The organism is Pseudobacillus badius (assembly GCF_002189605.1).
GTDB classification, from domain to species: domain Bacteria; phylum Bacillota; class Bacilli; order Bacillales; family Domibacillaceae; genus Pseudobacillus; species Pseudobacillus badius.
In genome coordinates this window covers 371,728-396,786 of record NZ_MWMM01000001.1, presented here as the reverse complement: position 1 = coordinate 396,786, position 25,059 = coordinate 371,728, and the positions used below count along the sequence as shown (strand labels likewise).

The window sequence follows — 25,059 nt, the reverse complement described above, 5'->3', positions numbered from 1 at the left end:
CTAATTTCCACGGTTCATGAATTGAATGGCTGAGATTTCATCCATTTGCTTATTTTCTTCTTCCAACAAGCTTTCTTTAAACCTCTCAAAATCTTTCTCTTTGATTTTTTCGTATTTTTTTACCTCTATGTTTTTTTCCTGAAGCTGCTGCTCATGCCATTGCATTTTATTGCGGGCATTAATGACTACTTGCTGCTGATAGCTAATTGTTTGCTCAAGATTGGAAACGAACAGCTGATAGTGCTGAATTTCTTGGATGGAAAAGCCGCTGACCATCTTGGCTTCCTGAAAGTCAATTAAGGTTTCCTTCTTTTTTAAGAGGGCATATAACTTTTCAGCTGCTTTCTCAAATTGCTTAAGCGATTCGTTATAAAGGGTTTGCGTTTCTTCCTTTTCACGTTCTCTCAATTGCAAGATCTTTTGGAATTTGTAACTGTATGCCATCTTCAGCCTTCTCTCCCTTGAGCTAATTGAATAAGAGCCGCTACACTTTCTTCCAAGGAAACTTTTTCATCCGTCCGCTGCTTTAAATAAGAAATGATTTTAGGGTAATATTCCATGGCGCGGTCAATGTCAGCAGACGATCCTTTTTTGTAGGCGCCAATATTGATAAGATCCTCTGAATTCAAGTAGGTGCTCATCATCTCTCTTACATGAATCGCCGCCTGCTTATGTTCTTCAGATGCCAAATGACTCATTAAACGGCTGACACTTTTTAATACATTGATAGCCGGATACTGTCCTTTGTTAGCTAAAGCGCGATCCAGAACAATATGGCCGTCAAGAATCCCCCGGACTGCATCAGCAATCGGTTCATTCATATCGTCGCCATCGACGAGCACAGTGTAAAACGCGGTAATGGTGCCGTGTTCATTTGTTCCTGTTCGCTCTAACAGCTTCGGTAAAATTGCAAAGACAGAAGGTGTGTATCCTTTCGTTGCCGGCGGTTCACCAACAGCAAGGCCAACCTCGCGCTGAGCCATAGCTACCCGTGTGACAGAATCCATCATTAGCATGACATTTAAACCCTTATCCCGGAAATACTCAGCAATAGCCGTTGCGGTAAACGCTCCTTTAATTCTCATTAAAGCGGGCTGATCCGATGTGGCTGCCACAACGATTGACTTGGAGCGGCCTTCCGGGCCAAGGTCACGTTCAATAAACTCTCTTACTTCTCTCCCGCGCTCTCCAATTAAGGCAATAACATTCAAATCGGCTTCGGTGTTGCGGGCAATCATGCCAAGCAGCGTGCTTTTTCCGACACCGCTTCCGGCAAAAATCCCAATTCGCTGGCCCTTTCCTACCGTCAGCATACTATCAATTGCACGCACGCCTACTTCAAGACGGTCATTGATCGGCGGTCGATTGAGCGGATTAGGCGGGCTTTGCTCGGTGCCGACAGAAGTCAGTGTTTTTGGAAGAGAGCTTCCATCCATCGGCTCCCCCATTGAATCGACTACTTTTCCAATAAGGGAAGGACCGACTTTCACAGCCAGCGGATGCCCTAAAGATTCCACCAGGCTGCCAGGAGAAATGTCACTAATGTCACTGTAAGGCATGAGGACAACCATCTCATCCTTAAAGCCAATCACTTCCGCATGGATGACTTGGCCGTTAGCCGAGCCATTCGGGTAAATCACACACACATCGCCGATTGAAGATTCCGGTCCTTGGGACTCAATCATTAAACCGACAACCCGCTTGATGCGGCCGTAACGTTTATACGTATCAAGACTGCTAATTTTTTGGACAAGCTTGGATAACTTCAATTTTCTTCACCTTCAAGAAGTTCAAATAGCTGTTTTCTCAGCTGCTGCAGCTGACTGTCCAGGCCGATTTCGATTCGCCCATGGCTTGTCTCAATGTAGCAGCCGCCCTCCTCCAGCTTTTCATTCGGGTAAATATAGCAAAGTGTATCAACCGGAAACATGGCGTCAATTTCTTCTTTTTGGCTCACAACTAACGAGTAATGAGACGGGTGAACATGTATTTGTAATTCTTTCTGGTCGGGCATGTCCTTTAAAGCCTGCTTAACGATCGGCAAAAAAGCTTCCTCGTCCTCTTTCAGCTTCTGGGCAATAATTTTTTCGGCCGACTTAACCGCAATATCTAGAATCAGTTTTTCAGAGCGTTGAACGTTGAGTGCATATTCTTGTTTTGAGCATTCAACCGTTTCTTTGGCCGTTTCAATCAATGATTTATAGTCGTCATAGCCTGCTTTGTGGCCTTGTTCCTGCCCCGCTTGAAAACCTTCTGCATAAGCCCGTTCAGTTAGCTCTTGCTTTTCTGTCTCCCAGAATTGCTGATCGCTGACTATTTGTTCCTCTACTTCTCGGCGTCGCTGTTCCGCCTGCTCAATGATTGTGCGGGCTGCCTCTTTTGCTTCCCGCAACACCCTTTCTCTCTCTTCCTCAAAGTAAAGAGCTTGGGCAGGGGGGGCTTCTTCGCTCAAATCTTGGAGCGGCGTATGAAATATTTTTACTTTTATTTCTTTATCGGCTGCACCGATACATTCCGTGCGGTAGGATTTAATAATTCTAGACAATAATGTCATCTCCCCCGCCGCGGGCGATAATGATTTCACCGGCTTCTTCGAGTCTGCGGATAGTGCTTACGATGCGCGACTGCGCCTCTTCTACATCACGCAGACGCACAGGTCCCATGAACTCCATTTCTTCCTTGAAGGTTTCGACCATTCGACTGGACATATTGCGGAAAACAACTTCTTTGACTTCCTCGCTGGAAACCTTTAGCGATAACAGCAAATCTTCATTTTCACAGTCACGAATGACACGCTGAATGGAGCGGTTATCCAAGGTCACGATATCTTCAAAGACAAACATCCGCTTTTTAATTTCTTCAGCAAGTTCAGGGTCTTGGATTTCGAGAGAATCAAGAATTGTCTTTTCAGTTGCACGGTCCACTCCGTTCAGCACTTCTACAACCGCCTCGACTCCGCCTGTTTGTGTATAATCCTGAGTTACTGTAGCGCTTAGCTTGCGCTCTAGAATCGCCTCGACTTCGTTAATAATTTCCGGAGAGGTGCTGTCCATAATAGCAATTCTTCTTGCAATATCTGCCTGTACATCCTGAGGCAACTCTGAAAGAATTTGACCAGCCTGCTGCGGATCAAGATAAGAAAGAATGAGAGCAATCGTTTGCGGATGTTCATTTTGAATAAAGTTTAAAATCTGGCTTGCTTCCGCTCTGCGCGCAAAATCAAAAGGTCTGACCTGCAAGGAAGAAGTAAGCCGATTGATGATGTTTTGCGCTTGGTCCTTGCCAAGTGCCTTTTCAAGTACTGTCTTGGCGTAGCCAATTCCACCCTGGGTGATGTAATCTTGGGCAAGAGCAATATTGTGAAATTCCTCAAACACTTCCTCTTTTGCCTCTGCATCAACTTTCTTCACTCCTGATATTTCTAACGTCAGACGTTCAATCTCTTCTTCTGACAAGTGCTTGTATACAGAAGCCGAAACATCCGGACCGAGAGAAATAAGAAGAACGGCCGCTTTTTGTTTTCCTGTTAGCTTTTTTTCTCTCACAGCCATACTGCATTCCTCCTATTCAACACATTATCATTCGCACACAGCTTGCTCTTAATCCTCAGACAGCCAGGATCGGAGAAGTTTAGCAAACTCTTCAGGCTTTTCTTTCGCCATTTTCTCCAGCTGCTTTCTGCGGGCCGAACCTTCCGTCTCTATTTCATTAATATCAGCAAGCGGCTCAGCCGGCTCGATATCCTCTTCGAATTCCTCTTCTTCCTCTTGGCGTTTCGCACGTAAAATAAGGAAGACTAATACTCCAATAATGACAAGCAGCACAGCACCGATCACATATACCCACCAAGGCACAAATGGCTGTTTTTCTTCAGCAAATGTCGCTTTTCCTTTAAATGGCTGGACAGAAACAGAAATTTTTTCTTCGAGGTCTTGATCCGTCAATTCCTGATTATAGCCTTTATCGATGGACGTACGGACGATTGTCCCAAGCATTTGCTGGATATCATCTACACGTTCTTGAGGCAGAGAATCGGCGTTGTTTGCTTTCGGAGGCTCCACCATTACCTGAATGCCTAAGTCCCGGATTTTATAAGGACTTTCTGTAATTTTTTTGCGTATGCGGTTCACTTCGTTATTGATTGTTTCTTCGGAGCGTTCATAGTCACCCGAACCGCCTGCTCCTTCCATATAAGTGGAGCCTTGTGCATCAGCCGGATCTTCCCCTTGAGGAATGCCTCCCGCCGGTGCTCCGTCCCCTGTAAAAGTTTCAGTAATTCTCTGAGCGCTGATTTGGATACCAGCCATTTTTTCTTCATCTACAGGTGTAACTAAGTTTTCTTCCCTGTTTTCTTGGGTAAAGTCAATATCAGCTGTAACCGATGCTACAACCTTGTCTTGTCCCATCAGTGTACCGAGCATACTTTGCACTTGACGCTGGATATCCCGTTCGATCTTCTTTTTCACTTCCATTTGCTGAACCATCTCATTGCCAAATACAGAGTCTCCGCTGTCCTGCTGGTCATAGTACTCAAAATTTTGATTCATAATGACAATATTCTCAGCCGGCAGATTCGGTACGCTTTTTGAAACAAGATGATAAAGCGCCTTGATTTGCTTTTGATCAAACTGATATCCCGGTTCGGTTTTCAGCACGACCGATGCAGATGCCTTCTCTCCATCTTCTCTTACAAATACATCCTTTTCCGGAAGATTGACCATCACTTTCGCATCTTTTACTCCCTCGATGCCTGTAATTAAATGGGCAAGCTCGGTTTGCATAGCATCCAGCTTGAGAATGTTAAATTCATTGTCGGTCATGCCAAACCCGGCATTTTCACTAAAAAATCCGTAATCAATGCTGCCGGACTTCGGCAGCCCTTCTGCCGCTAAATCCACTTTCAGTGAATCGACGGTTTCCTCTGGGACTAATATTCCGGTCCCTCCCTCGGTAATTTCATACTTGATGCCCCGGCCGTCCAAATTTTCTTTGATAGCCCCTATTTCTGTCGGAGCAAGCTCACTGTACAGCGGCACCATCTTTTCTCTTGTCATCAAAAGAACAATCGTGCTAATCGCTATGACAAAAAGCAAAAAGGCACCGATTCCGATCCACTTTTGCTTTTTTGTGCGGCTGTTCCAGTATTCTCTTATTCTTGTTAATTGTTGGCGTATCGTGTCATTCATTACAATCCCCCGGTTACGTCGCTTCTAATTCATAGGGTGTTTCATTTTCTATGTTTATTACCTTTACATTTGCATTCTCATAATTTCCTGATAAGCTTCCACAGCCTTATTGCGTACCTCCATCGTCAATTGCATGGCCACACTTGCTTTTTGGCCGGCAATTAACACTTGATGAAGGTCGACATCTTCCCCTTTGACCAGCTTGCTTGTCAAAGTGTTGGACTGTGCTTCTGTCTGGCTCACTTGATTGATTGCATTTTTTAAAAAGTGGGCAAAATTTTGCTGAGCCTTGTAAGGCGTGACATCAGGTGTCACTTCTGCTCTTTCTGCTTTTAAAAACGGTGTCACCCCTTGTATAGGTTGAATCGCCATTTGTTTATTCTCCTTTACTTACCAATCTCTAATGCTTTCATCATCATGGATTTAGACGCGTTAAATACGGTGACATTTGCTTCATACGAGCGGGTAGCGGACATTAAATCAACCATTTCCCGCAGCGGATCAACATTTGGCATTTGCACGTATCCTTCTCCATTGGCATCGGGATGGGTCGGATCATACATCATTTTAAAAGGTGTCAAATCATCTTCTACGATTTTTGTCACTTTGACCCCGTTCCCTGTCCCGCCGCTCTGCTGGCCCATTGCCTGGTTTAAATAAGAGGCGAAACCGCCTTGCTTAGGCTGAAGAACGACAGCTTTCCTTCGATATGGCTGCCACTCTCCATTCACTTGGCGCGCGCGGGTAGAATCCATATTGGCCATATTGGAGGAGACGACATCCATGCGCAAACGCTGCGCCGTTAAGGCGGATGAAGTTGTATTCATGCTATGAAATATAGTCAATGTTATCTTCCCCCTTTGATGACATTTGTTAGAGAATTAAACTTGCTGCTCATCCTATCGACAAGCGCATTGTAATAAATTTGATTTGTTGCCAAGTCCGACATTTCTTTGTCCACGTCAACGCTGTTACCGTTCTGATTAAAGGAGAGGTTTCGATTCGTCACAACAGCAGGGTGATTTTGGCTGGATTGAAAAGAAAAGTGACGGGAGTCTGTGCGGTAAGCAGCCATTTGATCAGCCAATGTTTCATCGAACATTTTTTTAAAACTGACCTCTTTGGACTTATAGTTGGGCGTATCGGCATTCGCGATATTGTTAGCTACTACTTTTTGCTTTAGTGCAGAGTAATCTAACCCTTTTTCAATCGCACTAAATGAACCTGAAAAAAGCTTCATGAATCACCACTCCGTCTAACGTGTTAATAATAGTTGCTCGAACAAGCATAGAGTCAAACATTTTTTTCCTTTTTTTCCTTCAATTTAAAAACAAAGGTTTTTTCACTATTTATGTTTATTTTCAATCTTATGCTTGAAACTATAACACAAATCTTGTTTAATTTTGACGCATCTTTACAAATTCAATAAAAATACAATAAAAGATTAACAAAGATGACAAATCTAGTCTTATTTACTCATATATTGAGATAATTAGCAATCACTAACACACATTTAATCACAAATTCCCAAAAGGAACAAATGACAAAATTCCCATTTTCCTGATGTTCATGAAAAAATAACATAAAAAATCGCCTGTCGAAAACAGGCGATTTTTTATTAATTATTAAATTAGTTTGATTTTAATTTTTCCAATTCCATCAAGAATTTATCGTTTAGTACTTTAATATACGTACCCTTCATCCCTAAAGAACGGGATTCGATCACACCAGCACTTTCAAGCTTCCGCAGGGCATTCACAATAACAGAGCGAGTAATGCCTACGCGGTCAGCAATTTTCGAAGCAACCAGCAATCCTTCTTTGCCATCCAGCTCTTCAAAAATGTGTTCAATGGCTTCTAATTCGCTGTAAGAAAGGGAGCTGATCGCCATTTGCACGACCGCTTTGCTTCTTGCCTCTTCTTCAATCTCCTCTGCTTTTTCGCGAAGGATTTCCATCCCAACAACAGTAGCGCCGTATTCAGCAAGAATGAGATCCTCATCATGGAACTTTTCTTCTAAACGGGCCAGAACGAGCGTACCAAGGCGCTCTCCCGCTCCTTTAATCGGCACAATCGTTGTATGGCCGTTTTTAAATAGCTCTTTATTTTCCACAGGGAAAGCTGTGTACTCACTGTCAACGCCGAGATTGGAAGATGTCTCTTCTAAATTAAATAGGTTTTTTGTATACTCCTCAGGAAACTGGCGTTCTGCGAGCATTTTTTTCATCCGCTCGTTTTCAATTTGCTGATTAACACCGAAGCCGAGCAATTTTCCACGGCGGCTGACAACATATACATTGGCCTCAATTAAGTCGGACAGAGATTCTGCCATTTCTTTGAAGTTGACATGCTTGCCTGCTGCATCCTGCAGCAACTTGTTAATTTTTCTTGTTTTTTCTAGCAAATTCATAATTAAATCCTCCTACAATGACTGGTCTATCTATTACCGATCAATGCAATATTTTTTATAATTTATAATTGTTTGTTTACTTTCCTTTGTACCCTGTTGCCTGTTTGACCCAAACTCTATAGGATAAACTGGCTCACATCTTTGTCACGAGAAATAGCTTCTAACTTTTCATTGACATATTGCGGAGTAATCATGATTTTCTCCATGGTAATATCAGGAGCCTCAAATGACAAGTCTTCAAGTAATTTTTCCATGATAGTATGAAGACGGCGGGCACCGATATTATCCGTGCTCTGGTTCACCTCAAAGGCAATTTCTGCTATTCTTTTAATAGCATCGTCAGAAAATTCAATTTCTATACCTTCTGTTTCTAATAAAGCTACGTATTGTTTAATTAAAGCGTTATCCGGCTCGACCAAAATGCGGACAAAGTCTTCGACTGAAAGCTTTCCAAGCTCTACGCGAATCGGAAAACGCCCCTGCAGTTCCGGAATAAGATCAGACGGCTTAGACATGTGAAAAGCACCGGCAGCAATAAATAGAACATGATCTGTCTTTATTGAGCCGTATTTTGTAACGACCGTGGAGCCTTCCACAATCGGCAAAATATCGCGCTGAACCCCTTCTCTCGATACACTGGCAGACGAAGAGGCCGCGCCTTTGGCTGCGATCTTATCAATTTCATCAATAAAAATAATGCCGGTTTGCTCAGCCCGCCTGACTGCTTCTTGTGTGACGTCGTCCATATCGATCAGCTTTTGTGCTTCCTCATTGGTCAACACTTCGCGCGCTTCCCGGACAGACAGCTTTCTCTTTTTCTTTTTCTTTGGCAACAGTCCGCCTAAGGCATCCTGCATGTTCATTCCCATTTGTTCCATGCCGGAGCCTTGGAACATATCAAACATGGAAGGCGGCTGTTCCTCGACTTCGATGGTTACGATTTCCTCTTCCATATCGCCTCGAGCCAACCGATCTGCAACGAGCTTCCGCTGCTCACGGATCGACGCCTCTTCATGGGCTTCTTCTGAACTGCCTTGCTCTTGTCCGTTGCCGCCAAATAACATCTCAAATGGATTTTTCATGTTGTTTGCTTTTTTCTTAGACGGAACAAGCAGTTCAACAAGCCGGCGGTTCGCCGCTTCTCTGGCCGGCTCCTGTACCGATTGAATTCTTTCTTCTTTGACAATTCTTACTGAAGTTTCTGCAAGGTCGCGTACCATGGATTCTACATCACGGCCCACGTAACCGACTTCCGTGAATTTTGTCGCCTCCACTTTTATAAAAGGAGCACCCGAAAGCTTTGCGACACGGCGGGCAATTTCTGTTTTCCCTACCCCTGTCGGTCCGATCATCAATATATTTTTAGGAATGACTTCGTCTCGAATTTGTTCACTCAGCAAACTGCGGCGGTAACGATTGCGCAAAGCTACCGCTACGGCTTTCTTAGCCTCTTTCTGGCCGACAATGTACTGATCGAGCCGCTCCACAATTTGTCTGGGCGTCAGTTGCAATGATTTTCTATCCAAACTCTTCACTCCTTTATTCGAGTTCTTCCACGATAATCTGATCATTCGTATAAACACAAATATCTCCAGCAATTTCCAAGGCCGCTTTCGCGATCTCCTTGGCGGTTAAATGGTCACCGGAATAGGTTTTCAATGCGCGCCCGGCAGCCAAAGCAAAATTGCCGCCAGAGCCGATAGCCAAAAGCCCATCATCCGGTTCAATCACCTCTCCTGTTCCGGAGATCAACAAAATATTCGAATGATCCATGACAATCAGCATTGCTTCCAAACGGCGCAGGACTTTATCGGAACGCCACTCTTTAGCCAGCTCCACTGCTGCCCGCTGCAGATTGCCATTATACTCTTCCAGCCTATGCTCAAACAGCTCAAACAACGTGAACGCATCGGCTACAGATCCGGCAAAGCCGGCCAGTACCTTTCCATTAAATAACTTTCGGACTTTTCTCGCTGTATGTTTCATGACGACAGCATTGCCAAAGGTCACCTGTCCGTCTCCAGACATGGCACATTTGCCTTTGTGCTGGACAGCAAAGATGGTAGTAGCATGAAACTGATCCATAAATTCTGATTCCTCCTTTTACTTACGCACGGGGATGATGGGTTAAATATGTTTTTCTTAAATGCTCTTTCGTCACATGAGTATACACCTGCGTAGAAGAAAGATGCTCATGACCCAGCAGCTCCTGAACCGTCCGCAAATCGGCTCCATGATTTAGCAAGTGAGTGGCAAATGTGTGCCTCAGCATATGCGGGTGAATTTTTCTCGTTAAGGAAGCTTTCTTTATCAGCCCACCCAGGATATGACGGATGCCTCTTGCAGTCAGCGGTTTGCCATGATGGTTTACAAACAAAAAAGAGTGGTCATCTCCAGACTTCATCAAGTGCTTTCTCGCGGTTGCTATGTATCTCTCTATGACCTCATGAGCAAAGCTGCCAAACGGCACATATCTCTCTTTATTCCCTTTCCCTTTAACAAGTAACACGGAAAAATCAAAATCAATATGCTTCATTTCAATTCCTGTACATTCACTCACGCGGATGCCTGTTGCATACAGCAATTCCAGAATCGCCCGGTTGCGGATTTCTAAGGGCCCCTCTCCTGCACACACAGCAAAAAGCTCTTCCATCTCTTCTTCGTAAAAAAAGGAGGGGAGCTTATTTGCCCCTTTTGACTGCTGAACGAGCGCAAAAGGATTTTCCGTTATAACTTTTTCTCTGGATAAAAAACGAAAAAAACTGCGCAAGCTAGAGATTCTTCTAGCGATCGTTGAACGGGACAGTTGTTTTTCGTGCAGCGTTGTTAAATACAGCCGTGCATCTAAGTATTCTACGTCCTTCAAGTCCTCAATGCTTTGCTCATTAGTGAACTTAAAGAATTCTTCAATATCGTAGCGATAAAATTGTATCGTATAATCTGAATAATGCTTTTCCACCCGCAGGAATTCAATGAAAGATTGTAAATACTTATTAAAAGGTTCAGACATTTACGCACCCCCTTAGGGCTACTAAATAGTATCACACTCAAGCAACCCTTGCAAGAAAGTTTACAAATTTTTCACAAAAGTCCGAATTGTTTCCAATGCCCGTTGTGCATGGGCCTCGTATCTTTCTTTTTTATTTCTTATTTTAACCGGGAGATCTGGAAACAAACCAAAATTCGCATTCATTGGCTGAAAATTCTTTTCACTGGCGGAAGTAATATAATGAGCCATGCTGCCGATCGCTGTCTCTGCCGGTACCTGAACCGGCTCTTTTCCTAAAGCCAGGCGCGCTGCATTTAAGCCGGCAATTAAACCGCTCGCTGCAGACTCGACATAGCCTTCTACCCCTGTCATCTGGCCGGCAAAGAATACATTGCTGCGTTCCTTGAACTGGTAAGTCGGCTTTAACACTTTTGGAGAATTAATAAATGTGTTGCGATGCATGACACCATATCGGACAATCTCTGCCTGTTCAAGACCCGGAATCAGCTGGAGCACTTCCTTTTGCGGTCCCCATTTTAAGTGAGTCTGAAAACCGACAAGGTTGTAAAGCGTCCCAGCAGCATCATCCTGCCGCAGCTGCACGACCGCATAGGGTCTCTTTCCTGTTTTTGGATCTTCCAATCCAACCGGCTTCATCGGGCCAAACAACAAGGTTTTCTTTCCGCGCTTCGCCAGCACTTCAACTGGCATACAGCCCTCAAAGAAAATTTCCTTTTCAAACTCTTTCAACGGAACTGTTTCAGCTGAAATCAGCGCTTCGTAAAATTTGTCAAATTCTTCCTCGGTCATTGGGCAATTTAAATACGCGGCTTCGCCTTTATCATAACGGGATTTTAAATAAGCCTTATTCATATCTATGCTGTCTTTTTCAATAATAGGAGCAGCAGCATCATAAAAGTATAAATATTCCTCGCCCGTTAACTCTTTTAGCTGTTGGGATAGCGATTCGCTTGTCAGCGGACCGGTAGCAATGACGGTAATCCCTTCTGGAATATCCGTTACCTCTTCATTGAATACGGTGATATTCGGATGATTTTTCACCCGCTCAGTTACCTGGCCGGCAAATTCATGGCGGTCAACTGCCAGGGCGCCTCCTGCCGGAACAGAACAATGATCAGCAGCAGAAATAATAACAGAGTTTAAGGCTCTCATTTCTTCTTTCAGCACACCGACTGCATTCGTAAGCCCGTTGGCCCGCAATGAATTGCTGCAGACAAGCTCAGCAAATTTGTCTGTATGGTGAGCCGGCGTTTGCTTGACCGGCCGCATCTCAAATAGATGTACCTTTACGCCTTGTTCAGCGATTTGAAAAGCGGCTTCGCTTCCAGCTAATCCTGCTCCGATCACATTAACAACTGGTTCCATTGTTTTCTAGCCTCCTGAATAAATAATGGTACGTACATCTATGTCCCTACAGCATTGTACAACAGACGTTCCCATAAAAAAAGTATTATGTATGAAAACAAGTAAAAAAGCGGGAATCTCCCGCTTTTATACTTGTGTCTCTTCTTTGTAATCGCATCCTGTACATTGAATTTGTACGCCTTTTTTCAATTTCTTTTCAACGAGCATCTGTTCACATTTTGGACACTTTCGTTCAATTGGTTTATCCCAAGATAAAAAGTCACATTCCGGAAAGCGGTCACATCCATAAAAAATCCGCCGTTTCTTACTTTTTCTTTCTATTATATTTCCTTCGTTGCATCTTGGGCATTTCACTCCGATTTCTTTTACAATTGCTTTTGTATTTCGGCAATCAGGGAAATTGCTGCAAGCCATGAATTTTCCGTAGCGGCCCATTTTAAAGACCATTGGGCTGCCGCAGTTTTCGCAATCTTCCCCGGCCGGCTCATCTTTAATTTCCACTTTCTCCATTTCTTCTTCTGCCTTGACTAAATGCTGTTCAAAACCGCGATAAAATTCATCGATGACTTCTGCCCATTCTACTTGTCCATCCTCAACATGGTCCAAATCCTTTTCCATTTTTGCCGTAAATTCCACGTCGATAATATCCGAGAAAAATTCCTTCATCAGTTCATGGACAATCTCGCCTAACTCAGTCGGCACAAACCTTTTATTGTCAAGAGACACATAGCCGCGCTTTTGAATCGTATCAAGCGTAGGAGCGAAGGTAGATGGCCTGCCAATTCCAAGTTCTTCTAAAGTTTTCACCAACCGGGCTTCCGTATAGCGGGGCGGCGGCTGTGTAAAATGCTGTTTCGGCTCTATATTTTCAGAAATAGCTGTATCGCCTTTTTCGAGGTTAGGCAACTGCTTCTCTTTTTCCTCTTGGCCGTCATCAGATCCTTCTATATATACTTTCATAAATCCCTGGAATTTTACCTTTGAACCAGTGGCCCGGAAGGTAATGTCACCGTTTACAAGGTCAGCGCTGACTGTATCAATGACAGCTGATGACATTTGGCTGGCAAGGAAGCGTTCCCATATTAATTTGTATAGCCGCAGCTGGTCGCGGGACAGAAACTCCTTCAGCATGCCCGGCTCTTTCAGCACACTCGTCGGCCGAATGGCTTCATGCGCATCTTGTGCCTTGGATGATTTTTTTTCTTTTTTTGCTTCTGTTGCTCTTGTATATTCTTTGCCATGTGTTGATTCAATAAACTCACGGGCTTCTTTTTGGGCAATTTCGGATATTCTTGTAGAATCCGTTCTCATGTAAGTAATGAGACCGACTGTTCCTTCTTTGCCTAAGTCGATTCCCTCGTATAATTGCTGAGCCAGCATCATCGTTTTCTTTGCCCGGAAGTTCAGCTTGCGGGCCGCTTCCTGCTGCAAGGAAGAGGTTGTAAACGGAGGCGCAGGGTTTCTTTTGCGTTCTTTTTTAGTCACACTTGCAATCTCAAAGCTGTTGCCTTTGATAGCGGCAAGCGTTGCTTTGACTTCTTCTTCTGACTTCAGTGCCGTTTTCTTTCCATTTTTTCCATAGAAAGAAGCAGAAAATGAAGTAGCTCCTTTTGAAAACTGGGCTTCAATCGTCCAGTATTCTTCTGGCTTGAAGAGGCTGATTTCTTTCTCGCGGTCAATAATCAGCCGCAGGGCAACCGATTGAACCCGTCCTGCACTCAATCCTTTTTTCACTTTCTTCCAAAGAAGCGGACTAATGTTATAACCGACTAGTCTGTCAAGAATGCGGCGCGCCTGTTGGGCATCCACAAGGTTCATATTAATGGGCCGCGGATGTTTAAACGATTCTTTAATAGCATCTTTTGTAATTTCATTAAACACTACGCGGCAGTCTGATGAGGTATCTAAGTCCAGGCTGTGGGCCAAATGCCAGGCAATGGCTTCCCCTTCTCTGTCGGGGTCAGCTGCCAAGTAAATTTTTTTCGCCTTTTTAGCAGCCGTTTTCAACTCTTTCAGCACCGGCCCTTTTCCGCGGATCGTAATGTATTTCGGCTCATAGCTATTTTCTATATCCACACCCATCTGACTTTTAGGCAGATCGCGCACATGGCCCATGGATGCTTTCACTTTATATTTTTTCCCCAAATAACGTTCAATAGTTTTCGCTTTTGCAGGGGACTCGACTATTACTAAGTACTCTGACATTCATAAACCTCCCCCTAGAGGTGAAAATAAATAGATGTAACACACATTATTAGCCGTATTGATGATAATTGTCAATCAATTGCCTTTTAATTATGTTTTTCTATTTGTTTTTTCTCTATTCGCTCATATATTTTTTTGCCTCTTTTAAATCATTGATTCTTTTGCAAAATTTAATACAGTTTGCGAATAAAAGCAACCTTTTTTTATAAAAGAAGGAAAAAACAATGATTATTTCTTGAAATTCCGCCTTTATTTTCCCTTTATTTCCGATAAAATATCAGCGGTCTTCTGTACCAATTTGGCTCCTTCGCCAATTAGTTCATTTGTGCCTTCAGAGAGCGGATCATCCATTCGCCCCGGCACACAAAACACTTCTCTTCCTTGTTCCAAGGCACAATAAGCAGTAATAAGTGAACCGCTTTGCTTGCCCGCCTGTACTACAACAGTCCCGAGCGACAGCCCGCTAATGATCCGATTTCTAGCTGGAAAGTGCCACTTTTTAGGTTGTATATTCGGCGGGAATTCCGATACAATCAGGCCGGAACGCACGATCTTTCGAGCGAGAGGCAAATTCTCCCGCGGATACAAGTGATGAAATCCGCCGGCAATCACCGCAATCGTTCCTCCTCCCTCCGCCAGAGCAGCCTCGTGAGCAAAGGCATCCGCTCCTTTAGCCAGCCCGCTAACGATGATATAATGGTTTGCAATCAGCTCCGGCACTAAAAGCTGTATCGCTTTTCGGCCGTATTCATCCGCTTTTCGCGCTCCCACGATCGCTAGTTTGCGCTCTTGTTTAAGCAAGGAGCAGTTTCCTGCTGCGTAAAGAACCCATGGAGGCTGCGGCAAATTTTTTAAGAGGGAGGGATAGGAAGAGCTGTAAATGGGTATGGCGCTAATCCCATAGTCTTTATAGGTTTCAGGCAGGGAATAAAGAGTGGCATCTTTGAGCTGTTCAATAACAGCGATGGATTGAGCAGGGGATAAAGCGAGTGTGCGGGAAAAATACTCAGGGGGATAGTGATATAAATTTTTTAAATCGCTGTCTTGCTTCAATAGCAAGTAAATCGCTTTCCAGCCAATTCCTTTGCAATGCTGCAGGTGGATAATTTTTCTCGTTAATTGATCCAGTTTGATTTCCTCCTTTTCTTTAAACGATTTAAGCCTACTGATCCTGCTTTCGGACATCGAAAAATGATTCCATAAACAATGATTCCTTAGGCTTGCAGAGATTAGAAAAGACTGTCCGAAAGGCTTATTTCATGGCTTCCCGGACAGTCTCTTAGTTGTTGATTTTATAGAATTAGTGAGTTTTGCACTCTTCGTAGATGCCTTTTTCTTTGATCACTTCGATCAATGTTTCTCCCATAACAGATGGAGTTTCAGCTACTTTAATGCCGCATTCGTTCATTACGCGGATTTTTTCGTCAGCTGTTCCTTTTCCGCCGGAAATGATAGCGCCAGCATGGCCCATGCGTTTTCCTGGAGGAGCTGTGCGTCCGCCAATAAAGCCGACAACAGGTTTTGTCATGTTTGCCTTCACCCATTGTGCCGCTTCTTCTTCAGCTGTTCCGCCAATTTCACCGATCATGATAACAGCTTTTGTTTCAGGATCTTCATTGAACGCTTTTAATACATCAATAAAGTCTGTGCCGTTTACCGGGTCTCCGCCGATGCCGACAGCTGTTGATTGTCCAATGCCAGCTTGTGACAATTGATGTACCGCTTCATAAGTTAATGTACCAGAGCGGGAAACAACGCCAACATGTCCTTTTGTATGAATGTATCCAGGCATGATGCCGATTTTACATTCACCAGGTGTAATAACCCCTGGACAGTTCGGACCGACTAAACGTGTTTTCTTGCCTTGCATGTAACGTTTTACTTTGACCATATCCAATACCGGAATATGCTCAGTGATACAAATAACAAGATCAAGCTCTGCATCCACTGCTTCTACGATCGCATCTGCAGCGAACGGAGCAGGAACATAGATAACAGAAGCGTTAGCGCCTGTTGCTTTCACTGCATCGCTAACAGTATTAAATACCGGTACTCCTTCTACTTCTGTTCCGCCTTTACCAGGGGATGTACCACCAACGATTTTTGTACCATATTCCAACATTTGTTTTGTATGGAAAAGAGCTGTTTTACCAGTGATACCTTGAACGATTACTTTTGTGTCTTTATTAACAAATACACTCATGCCTATACCTGCCTTTCTCTGGTCAACTCTGGGATTATTTGCTTACAAGTTCAACGATTTTTTGCGCGCCATCAGCCATAGACTCGGCAGCCACAATGTCAATATCAGATTCGCTTAAGATTTTCTTGCCTAAATCAACGTTTGTTCCTTCTAAACGAACAACAAGAGGTACAGATAAACCGACTTGCTTCGCCGCTTCTACTACACCAGTTGCAATAATGTCACATTTCATGATTCCGCCGAAAATGTTAACGAAAATCCCTTTAACGTTTTTATCAGAAAGGATAATTTTAAATGCTTCTGTTACTTTTTCAGCTGTTGCGCCGCCCCCAACATCAAGGAAGTTTGCAGGGTCGCCGCCATAGTGCTTGATGATATCCATTGTTGCCATAGCAAGGCCTGCCCCATTAACCATACAGCCAATGTTGCCGTCAAGAGAGATATAGCTTAAGTCATATTTTGAAGCTTCGATTTCTTTTGGATCTTCTTCTTCAAGATCGCGGTATTCCATAATGTCTTTGTGACGGTATAATGCGTTGGAATCAAAGTTGATTTTCGCATCAAGCGCCATAACATCGCCTTCACCTGTCACAACGAGCGGGTTAATTTCAGCGATAGAAGCATCTTTCTCAACAAACGCTGTATAAAGACCCATCATGAACTTCACTGCTTTATTCACAAGCTCTGCCGGGATGTTAATGTTAAATGCAATGCGGCGTGCTTGATAAGGCATTAAGCCAGTTACCGGATCGATATACTCCTTGAAAATTTTCTCTGGAGTTTCAGCGGCCACTTCTTCAATTTCTGTTCCGCCTTCTTCAGAAGCCATTAATACGACTTGAGAAGTTGCGCGGTCAAGAACAAGACCGATGTAATATTCTTTTTGAATATTGCAGCCTTCTTCGATCAATAAACGCTTGACTTCTTTTCCTTCTGGACCTGTTTGATGAGTGACAAGCGTTTTACCTAAAATTTCTTCAGCATATGTACGCACTTCATCAATGTTTTTTGCAACTTTTACTCCGCCCGCTTTTCCGCGGCCGCCTGCATGAATTTGTGCTTTTACTACACAAACGTCAGTGCCGAGTTGTTTTGCTGCTTCAACTGCTTCTTCTACGGAAAAAGCAACTTTACCGTTTGGAACGGCTACCCCGTAATTTCTGAGGATTTCTTTGCTTTGATACTCATGGATATTCATACTTCATCCTCCTATCAATCTCAAAAAAGTAGACTGCGTTTCCATTGTATATAAACTAGTAATTCCTGTCTAGATATTGTACTTAAATTTGTTATTGTTCGGCTTTTTTATATATTTCAGCAATTTCAACCTTTTACCTAAACCGTTTTATAGGAAAAAATGGATATTTCTGCGCAGTCTCTTCTATCTGTTACCTTTCCCTCAAATGGCTGACCTCATTCCCCCATTTTTTTCAGTTGATCCAGCCGGTAAATAAAGGAGAACACTTCCGCTACCGCTTGATAAAGCTCTTCCGGAATCGCTTCATTGATTTCCAGCTGGCCAAGCAGTTCCACAAGGCTGGGGTCCTCCTGAATAGGAATATTGTGTTCCTTCGCTTTTTCGAGGATATTTTCTGCCACTTTCCCTTTCCCTTTAGCAATCAGCACCGGCGATTGATTTTTTTCAGGCCGGTAAGACAGAGCGGCTGCCTGCTTTCTTTGCGCTTCCTTATTCATACGCGAATGTCCACTCCCTCATACGGCTGGGCCGCCATTGCTTGTGCAAGCGGGGCTTGCAGGACGGCTTTTTGCGGCTGTTTAAATTGAATGCTGGACAGTTGATAGCCTTTGTCCTCAATCCCAGCTTTTAATACTGGAATCAGCTCGGCAGCCGCCTCTTTTAAGCCAGGTGTTTCGTTAAATATATGCAATTGGATAATCCGGTTCTGCACTTGCATATCGATGACTGTTTCCTTTATATTTTCCAAATTTAAATAAAAAAGCACCCGGCAATAATCAGCATCCAGCTGACCGTCCTCTGTTTTTTTTCCTGACCACTGTAAAGTTAATTCTGTATGAAATCCAAACAGATTAACCGGAACCTGCATAACCAGCTGCTGCAGCGGCCCATTCTCAGCGGATAATAAAGACTGGGCAGTCATTCGTCCAAGCAATTGCTCGGCAGATTCTCTGACGTGAACCGGAATGTTTTCATGGAGAAGGCGCAGCAGCTGAGGCTTCAGCATCTTTTCCACTTCTGTTTCGCCGATATCGGCGTTCAACATGCTCTCCAAATCAACTCCCAACAACCGAAACGTATCCTTGATCAGGGAATGTGCTTCCTTGGCCGAGAAATGAAGCTGAATTTCATTTTCGGCGGCAAGGATGATTTGTTGAAACAAGACATCCTTTTTGGAAAGAGCGGACAAGGACGAAGAGTGAAGTGCTGCTGTTTCATTCCTGATCAGCTGAACGACTTCCTCCGCTTCTTTATTAAATAGGGAAGCCAGCTGACGAATCGCTTCATGAGGCTGTTTTTGCTGAATGCTCACCTTAGCGGCTGTTTTAAAAAGAGCCGCCAGCTGTTCATCGCTCACAGCTTTTCCCTTTATCCCTTCCATTATTGACTTTACTTCAGTCATTAAAGGCTCTCCAGCATTCTTTTCAGCTGATCTGGCAGCGGCTGAAAGCAGCTGCTCTACTCGTTGCAAAGACGCTTTGTCCGCCGGCTGCTGCACCAATTGGCTTATCGCTTCTTTTAAAGGGGTTGACCGGTTTTCAACGGTCAACTGGCCCGGTTGGCTCCTCTCTTTGCCCCATTGGCGAACGATTTGGATAAGCGCATCCTCTATATTTTCGGCAGTTTTAGGAACAAGGCCCCATGATTTCACTAAATCAAAGGCTGCCGTTTGGACAGTAGACGGCTTATCTGTCGAAAATAACTGCTCGATTACGGCAGCTGCCACCCTCTGGACCAAATGCTTTTCTAAGGGCTGCTGCCATTCCTTCAGCAACTTGATGATCGCCGTTGCTGCAGGTGGTGGCTGTTCCAGCTGCTGGAGTCTCGAAGACAACTCTTTGGTTAATGCAGCGAGCGAAGCTGGAGAATAGGCTGTCATGAGCGGCTGAAAGATATCCTTGCTCATGGGGAGAGAATGGTCAATCATGGCTTTGATCACTTGCAATCCTTCAGATAATGTTCCTTTTGCCAGCCATTCTCCCGCTTTGATAATTAACTCTTTAGTTAACGGCAGCTTTTCTTTCATCATCATTTCCACAAAGGCTTTATTCTCTTTGGTCAATGGCAAGGAAAGCTGCAGCAACAGCTCCTTTGCCATCTTCCCGATATTCTCGCTGCCCGCCATAGGCGAGGTAACAACCTGCAGCTGTATGCCGTCATCGGCCGATGTCACCCGAAACCAGTACCGTTCTCCTGACTGAAGAGGCACCTCTAGCTTGGCGACCATCGTTGTCGTTCCAGTTGAAAGCTCAGCCATTCCGTTAGGCAGCATTTTCACTACTTTGGCAGGAAACATTTCTCCTTCTCTTAATTGGACTGTCTTTTCTTTCCCAAGAAGCCCTTGGGCAAGGGCGGCTTGCTGGATAATCACTCCTTTTCCCCCTTTACTTTTTCTGCTGCTCCATCTCTTTTACTGGAGAAAAACTTTTTCGATGAATCTCACATGGACCGCTTGAGCGCAGTCCAGCTAAATGCTCAGCCGTACCGTACCCCATGTTTTTTTCAAAACCATATTGTGGATAACTCTGGGCATAGTCGCACATCAAACGGTCCCTTGTTACCTTGGCAACAACTGAAGCTGCCGCAATCGAAACGCTCTTTGCATCTCCCTTTATAATAGCGGTTTGGGGAATAGGGAGATTTAGCTTCAACGCATCAATCAGCAAATGTTCCGGCGGCTGCGAAAGTGCGGACACAGCTTCTTTCATCGCTTTTTTTGTTGCTTCATATATATTTATTTGATCAATTTCGAAAGCGGAGACAACGCCGATGCCAACATCGGCTTTTTCGATAATTTCTTTATAAAAAAACTCTCTTTTTTGTTTAGAAAGCTTCTTCGAATCATTGATTCCAATTAATTCAAGCTGCGGAGGCAAGACAACCGCCGCTGCTACAACCGGTCCGGCAAGCGGTCCCCTCCCCACTTCATCAACCCCGGCGGCAGCGGTCACTCCCTGCTCCATGAGCTGCTGTTCAAACACTCTCATTTGCTCATAATGCAGCTGTTCCTGTTTCCGCTTTTCTTGCCGGCGATACCATTGCGCAATCGCTTGCTGAACTCCTTTGCGCGGGTCTCTCAGCCACTCTTGAAGCTGCGGATTATCTTCTGCTTGTATGTTTTTTAATTCGCTTTTAATTTCGCTTATGGATTGGGACATAGCTAGCTCCTTCAATTGATTTCTTAACGGTGATATTTTTTGAATTTTGCACAATTTGTTTTCAGTAAAATATAATGAACCTTTTAGATTATGTACCTCTTGAGGCCGTCGAAATTGCCTGGCCCTGACTTGATCCATCTTATCATTGTTTTTCAATTATATCGGCTTTTTTCCGAAAAAATAAAGACCCTAAAAAAGGTCTTTCAATTTGTCGCCAAAAGGGACTCAAGCCATTTGAGAGAAAGATAGACCTCTCTGTATCGATGATTCTCTTCCATCAAGTCATAAATAAAGGAAAAAGCAATCGCTGCTCCATTTGACGAACCAGATGCTTCTCTGGTACAAGCTGGTCTAAAGCGATCCTATGCTGGATGGGATGGTGTTTCAAAAGCATCTTCATTCTCTCAATCGTTTGATCGATTTATGTTCAAACAGGTAATCATTATACGGCTATTCTCTTTTTGTACGTCCTGTTGATTGCAATGGAAGGCGCGAAGACTCCGACGGGATCAGCGGGACAGGCGAGACCCCGCAGGCGCTTTAGCGGCGAGGAGGCTCGCCGCCCGCCCCGCGGAAAGCGAAGCAGCCTGGAATAGAAAGCAACAGGTCCCATCCACAAACAAATAAAAAGACTGCTGATGTTCCATTCAGCCGCTTGATAACGGCAGGATGACCCCATTTTCAAACAGATATAGCTATACGGCTATCCTCTTTTTGTACGTCCTGTTGATTGCAATGGAAGGCGCGAAGACTCCGACGGGATCAGCGGGACAGGCGAGACCCCGCAGGCGCTTTAGCGGCGAGGAGGCTCGCCGCCCGCCCCGCGGAAAGCGAAGCAGCCTGGAATAAAAAGCAACAGGCCCATCCACAAACAAATAAAAAGACTGCGGACAAACTTCAATTTTCATTGAGTTTGTCCGCAGTCTGAAAGGCCTCGACAAAAGGGTCTTTAACGTGTACATACTATCTGCTTTCTTGACGTCAGACTGGCTGCGAATGTTCGCCTGTCTCCTAACATACAAGTGTTACAAAAGTTGATCTTCCGGAAAGTCGAAAGTCAGCTTTCCAAGCTTTTCTCCGCGGATATCGCGGATAATCATATCTGTAGTTTTGTCGTAATCAATTTCGCTGCGCCCGGCATAGCAGCCGCGCAGCTTTCCAATATGATTAAAAAGATCGACCACATCCTCCGGGATGTCGTCAAGCTGGTAGCGCTCCTTTAGGCGGTCTGGATAGTGGACTTCCAAAAAGCCCAGAGCAAAAATGGCTACATCCTGTAAATTAAGAATCGCATCTTTGATCGCTCCAGTAAGAGCCAGCTTAAAGCCCGTCTCTTCATCTTCAAATTTTGGCCATAGGATACCCGGCGTGTCCAGAAGTTCCATTTCTTTTCCCGCTTTAATCCATTGCTGAGCTTTCGTCACGCCAGGCATATTGCCGGTCTTAGCAATATTTTTTTTAGCGAGCCGGTTGATTAGCGTAGACTTCCCTACATTTGGGATGCCGACAATCATTGCCCGGATGGCTCTTGGCTTGATCCCTCTGGTTTTCATGCGGTCGAATTTGTCCTTCAGGATCTCCTTTGCCGCTTTATTAATAGCGGCAAGACCATTTCCTGCATGCGAATTAATCGCTAAAGCCGGAATCCCCTTGTCTTTAAAGTAAGCCAGCCAGCGATTGGTTACTGAGGGGTCTGCCATATCGGCTTTATTTAAAAGCACAAGCCGCGGCTTCTGTTGAATAATTTCATCAATCATCGGATTGCGCGAAGAAACCGGCAGACGGGCATCCACTAATTCAAAGATAATATCAACAAGCTTCAGCTTTTCTGTTACTTGTCTCCTTGCTTTGGCCATGTGGCCGGGAAACCATTGAATTGTCACAGTCTTCACCTCTGTTCTGTCAAAATACTGCTGTGTTAATCGACGAGGCGCAGTTTGTTTAGCGGCCAAAAAACAAGGCTGGTGTCGCCAACTACTTCATCCATTTTAACCGTGCCAATGTGGCGGCTGTCTTTACTGTACAGGCGGTTATCGCCTAACACAAAAACTTCGCCTTCAGGCACTGTTTCTTCCCCTGTAATATCTTTTAAGGTAAAGTCAGGAGTAAGCGGTCCAGGCTCTTGCTCTTTATACTCGTCTAAGTAAGGCTCTTTATAGTACTTTCCATTAACGTACAGCTTATCATCTTTATATTCTATTTTATCGCCAGGAAGGCCGATAACACGCTTAATATAGTCTTTATGTTCCGGTGCATGAAAAACAATAATATCAAACCGTTCAGGTTGTCCTAACTTATTGACAATCATCCAGTCACCGTCATTTAATGTCGGCATCATTGACTCTCCGTCTACGACAATCGGCGCAATAATAAAATAACGAATAATTGCAGCCAGCCCGATTGCGATTAAAAAAGCTTTTGTCCACTCCCAGAATTCGTTTTTTTCCTTTGCCAAATTCGTCACCACCTAATTTATTATGTAATTATCATATCATCTTGGGCGCTATTGAGGAAAGAAAGGGCTCTTTCATTTGAAAAAGGAGCTTGTTTCCAAGCTCCTCTCACGAAAATGCCTATTATTATCGAATTTCTTTAATACGAGCTGCTTTACCGCGAAGGTTACGCAAGTAGTACAATTTAGCACGACGAACTTTACCACGGCGAGTAACTTCGATTTTTTCAATCTTAGGTGTGTGAAGCGGGAACGTACGTTCAACGCCTACGCCGTAAGAAATTTTGCGAACTGTAAATGTTTCGCTGATTCCGCCGCCGCGACGCTTGATAACAACCCCTTCAAAAACCTGGATACGCTCGCGTGTACCCTCAACAACTTTTACGTGTACACGTACTGTATCTCCAGGACGGAATGCCGGAAGATCTGTGCGAAGTTGTTCCTTAGTAAGTTCTTCAATTAATTTGTGCATATTATTCCTCTCCTTCTAACAGATGCTCAATACAACTTTTTTGAGTCACAGCGGAACACCGTTTTAATGGGCTTGGACTGTTGTCACAAACCACTAGAAAATTCTATCACATTTGAACCAACAAATCAAGAATCTCTTTCTTTTTTCCACTCTTCTAACCAGGCTTTCTGCTGGTTAGATAACGGATAGTCCTCTAACAGATCCGGACGACGCTCCCACGTCCGTTTTAATGACTCCTTGTTTCTCCATTCTTCAATTAATCGATGGTTTCCGGAAAGAAGCACATCCGGCACCTTCAAACCGCGGAATTCAGCAGGTCTAGTGTAGTGGGGATGCTCAAGAAGACCGGAAGAAAAAGAATCCAGAACAGGGGATTCTTCATTGCCAAGCACATCCGGCAAAAGGCGGACGACGCTATCAGTCACGACCATAGCCGCCAGTTCTCCGCCGGTCAGCACGAAATCACCGATTGAAATTTCATCGGTTACAAGCTGCTCACGAATCCTTTCATCGTAGCCTTCATAATGTCCGCAAATGAAAATAAGGTGCTCCTCCGCTGCCAGCTCTTCTGCTTTTTTCTGCGAATAGCGCTCTCCTTGCGGGCACATTAAAATTACACGGGGATGGGAAGAAGAGGATGACGCTTTCGCCTGTTCGACCGCATCAAAAACCGGCTGCGGCTTTAATACCATGCCGGCCCCGCCTCCATAGGGATAATCATCCACTGTTTTATGCTTGCTGTCAGAAAACTCCCGAAAATTGATGACATTGTATTCGACTTTTCCTTTTTCAGCGGCTTTTTTTAATATCGAGGAATGAAGAACCCCATCAAACATTTCTGGAAAAAGAGAAAGAATATCAATCTTCATCATGATAATAATCCTTCCATCGGTTCAATAAAAATTTGCTTTTCTTTGACATCCACTTTTTTCACGATTTGCTCAATGTATGGGATATAGCAGTCTTTCCCATTTTTCCCTTTCACGACCCATACGTCATTCGCGCCAGGCGTGAGAATTTCCGTTACTTTGCCGATTTCTTCTTCATCCACCGTCTTCACAACACAGCCGATGATTTCATGAAAGTAGTATTCTCCTTCATTCAATTCGCCTAGCTGGGATTCTTTTATTTTCAACAGTCCGCCTTTAAACGGCTCGACCATGTTTAACCCTTCGAATCCTTCAAATGTAAGCAAATCAAATGACTTATGTTTACGGTGTGATGTGATGACCAAAGGTTTCTCTTCTGTTTCACCAGGCATAAACAGATAGAGGACATTTCCTGTTTTATACCGTTCATCAGGAAAGTCCGTTCTTGAAATCACTCTTACCTCACCGCGGATTCCATGTGTATTTACAATTTTTCCGACATTAAACCATTTTTCCATTCTTGGTTCACCT

Annotated in this window: 25 protein-coding genes; all 25 read right to left on the bottom strand. The window is 44.1% G+C overall.

The annotated features are described in order from the left end of the window. A complete protein-coding gene (gene fliJ / locus B1A98_RS01935) occupies nt 1–444 on the bottom strand; it encodes a flagellar export protein FliJ (protein ID WP_041099980.1) in 444 nt (147 codons plus the stop codon). A gap of 2 nt (nt 445–446) precedes the next feature. Further along, on the bottom strand, nt 447–1,769 hold the full coding sequence (gene fliI / locus B1A98_RS01930; RefSeq protein WP_063383515.1) for a flagellar protein export ATPase FliI: 1,323 nt from the start codon (nt 1,767–1,769) through the stop codon (nt 447–449). Next, the gene (gene fliH, locus B1A98_RS01925; RefSeq protein ID WP_063383514.1) at nt 1,766–2,545 is read right to left on the bottom strand and encodes a flagellar assembly protein FliH; all 780 of its coding nucleotides are present in this window, start codon (nt 2,543–2,545) and stop codon (nt 1,766–1,768) included. Before fliH ends, fliI begins: the two co-directional genes overlap by 4 nt. After that, entirely contained in the window at nt 2,538–3,551 is a 1,014-nt protein-coding gene (gene fliG / locus B1A98_RS01920) for a flagellar motor switch protein FliG (protein ID WP_041099974.1), read from the bottom strand. Before fliG ends, fliH begins: the two co-directional genes overlap by 8 nt. 48 nt (nt 3,552–3,599) lie before the next feature. Next, the gene (gene fliF, locus B1A98_RS01915; RefSeq protein ID WP_063383513.1) at nt 3,600–5,186 is read right to left on the bottom strand and encodes a flagellar basal-body MS-ring/collar protein FliF; all 1,587 of its coding nucleotides are present in this window, start codon (nt 5,184–5,186) and stop codon (nt 3,600–3,602) included. 63 nt (nt 5,187–5,249) lie between these two features. Further along, nucleotides 5,250–5,558, bottom strand: coding sequence for a flagellar hook-basal body complex protein FliE (fliE, locus tag B1A98_RS01910; RefSeq protein WP_063383512.1), 309 nt, complete (start codon nt 5,556–5,558; stop codon nt 5,250–5,252). Between the two features lie 14 nt (nt 5,559–5,572). Then, entirely contained in the window at nt 5,573–6,031 is a 459-nt protein-coding gene (gene flgC, locus B1A98_RS01905; protein WP_063383511.1) for a flagellar basal body rod protein FlgC, read from the bottom strand. Nucleotides 6,032–6,033: 2 nt separating this feature from the next. Beyond that, nucleotides 6,034–6,426, bottom strand: a complete 393-nt coding sequence (gene flgB, locus B1A98_RS01900) for a flagellar basal body rod protein FlgB (protein WP_063383510.1) — start codon at nt 6,424–6,426, stop codon at nt 6,034–6,036. A gap of 390 nt (nt 6,427–6,816) precedes the next feature. Next, nucleotides 6,817–7,596, bottom strand: a complete 780-nt coding sequence (codY, locus tag B1A98_RS01895; protein ID WP_041099966.1) for a GTP-sensing pleiotropic transcriptional regulator CodY — start codon at nt 7,594–7,596, stop codon at nt 6,817–6,819. Between the two features lie 116 nt (nt 7,597–7,712). Next, on the bottom strand, nt 7,713–9,167 hold the full coding sequence (gene hslU / locus B1A98_RS01890) for an HslU--HslV peptidase ATPase subunit (protein ID WP_052475268.1): 1,455 nt from the start codon (nt 9,165–9,167) through the stop codon (nt 7,713–7,715). Then, nucleotides 9,136–9,681, bottom strand: a complete 546-nt coding sequence (gene hslV / locus B1A98_RS01885) for an ATP-dependent protease subunit HslV (RefSeq protein ID WP_063383509.1) — start codon at nt 9,679–9,681, stop codon at nt 9,136–9,138. The genes hslU and hslV overlap by 32 nt, the downstream gene beginning before the upstream one ends. A gap of 22 nt (nt 9,682–9,703) precedes the next feature. Further along, a complete protein-coding gene (gene xerC, locus B1A98_RS01880; protein ID WP_063383508.1) occupies nt 9,704–10,606 on the bottom strand; it encodes a tyrosine recombinase XerC in 903 nt (300 codons plus the stop codon). A gap of 60 nt (nt 10,607–10,666) precedes the next feature. Continuing rightward, entirely contained in the window at nt 10,667–11,971 is a 1,305-nt protein-coding gene (gene trmFO / locus B1A98_RS01875) for an FADH(2)-oxidizing methylenetetrahydrofolate--tRNA-(uracil(54)-C(5))-methyltransferase TrmFO (RefSeq protein WP_063383507.1), read from the bottom strand. 126 nt (nt 11,972–12,097) lie between these two features. Beyond that, complete coding sequence (topA, locus tag B1A98_RS01870; RefSeq protein ID WP_063383506.1) at nt 12,098–14,176, bottom strand: type I DNA topoisomerase; 2,079 nt, start codon at nt 14,174–14,176, stop codon at nt 12,098–12,100. 249 nt (nt 14,177–14,425) lie between these two features. Further along, nucleotides 14,426–15,361, bottom strand: coding sequence for a DNA-processing protein DprA (gene dprA, locus B1A98_RS01865; RefSeq protein ID WP_082821605.1), 936 nt, complete (start codon nt 15,359–15,361; stop codon nt 14,426–14,428). A gap of 115 nt (nt 15,362–15,476) precedes the next feature. Continuing rightward, nucleotides 15,477–16,379: a succinate--CoA ligase subunit alpha gene (gene sucD / locus B1A98_RS01860; RefSeq protein WP_041099956.1), complete on the bottom strand. Its 903-nt coding sequence runs from the start codon at nt 16,377–16,379 to the stop codon at nt 15,477–15,479. Nucleotides 16,380–16,413: 34 nt separating this feature from the next. Further along, nucleotides 16,414–17,577 (bottom strand): ADP-forming succinate--CoA ligase subunit beta, encoded by a 1,164-nt coding sequence (gene sucC, locus B1A98_RS01855; RefSeq protein ID WP_041099954.1) that lies wholly within the window; start codon nt 17,575–17,577, stop codon nt 16,414–16,416. Between the two features lie 215 nt (nt 17,578–17,792). Further along, nucleotides 17,793–18,074, bottom strand: a complete 282-nt coding sequence (locus B1A98_RS01850; RefSeq protein ID WP_041099952.1) for an EscU/YscU/HrcU family type III secretion system export apparatus switch protein — start codon at nt 18,072–18,074, stop codon at nt 17,793–17,795. Beyond that, nucleotides 18,071–19,948: a hypothetical protein gene (locus B1A98_RS01845; protein ID WP_063383505.1), complete on the bottom strand. Its 1,878-nt coding sequence runs from the start codon at nt 19,946–19,948 to the stop codon at nt 18,071–18,073. Before B1A98_RS01845 ends, B1A98_RS01850 begins: the two co-directional genes overlap by 4 nt. Nucleotides 19,949–19,961: 13 nt before the next feature. Next, the gene (locus B1A98_RS01840) at nt 19,962–20,735 is read right to left on the bottom strand and encodes a ribonuclease HII (protein WP_063383504.1); all 774 of its coding nucleotides are present in this window, start codon (nt 20,733–20,735) and stop codon (nt 19,962–19,964) included. 1,025 nt (nt 20,736–21,760) lie between these two features. Continuing rightward, nucleotides 21,761–22,618 (bottom strand): ribosome biogenesis GTPase YlqF, encoded by an 858-nt coding sequence (ylqF, locus tag B1A98_RS01830; RefSeq protein ID WP_063383503.1) that lies wholly within the window; start codon nt 22,616–22,618, stop codon nt 21,761–21,763. 35 nt (nt 22,619–22,653) lie between these two features. Then, nucleotides 22,654–23,190, bottom strand: coding sequence for a signal peptidase I (gene lepB / locus B1A98_RS01825; RefSeq protein WP_041099944.1), 537 nt, complete (start codon nt 23,188–23,190; stop codon nt 22,654–22,656). Nucleotides 23,191–23,314: 124 nt separating this feature from the next. After that, a complete protein-coding gene (gene rplS, locus B1A98_RS01820; protein ID WP_041099942.1) occupies nt 23,315–23,659 on the bottom strand; it encodes a 50S ribosomal protein L19 in 345 nt (114 codons plus the stop codon). A gap of 125 nt (nt 23,660–23,784) precedes the next feature. Further along, a complete protein-coding gene (gene trmD, locus B1A98_RS01815) occupies nt 23,785–24,528 on the bottom strand; it encodes a tRNA (guanosine(37)-N1)-methyltransferase TrmD (RefSeq protein ID WP_063383648.1) in 744 nt (247 codons plus the stop codon). Next, nucleotides 24,528–25,046 (bottom strand): ribosome maturation factor RimM, encoded by a 519-nt coding sequence (rimM, locus tag B1A98_RS01810; protein ID WP_063383502.1) that lies wholly within the window; start codon nt 25,044–25,046, stop codon nt 24,528–24,530. The genes trmD and rimM overlap by 1 nt, the downstream gene beginning before the upstream one ends. Nucleotides 25,047–25,059 lie beyond the last annotated feature (13 nt).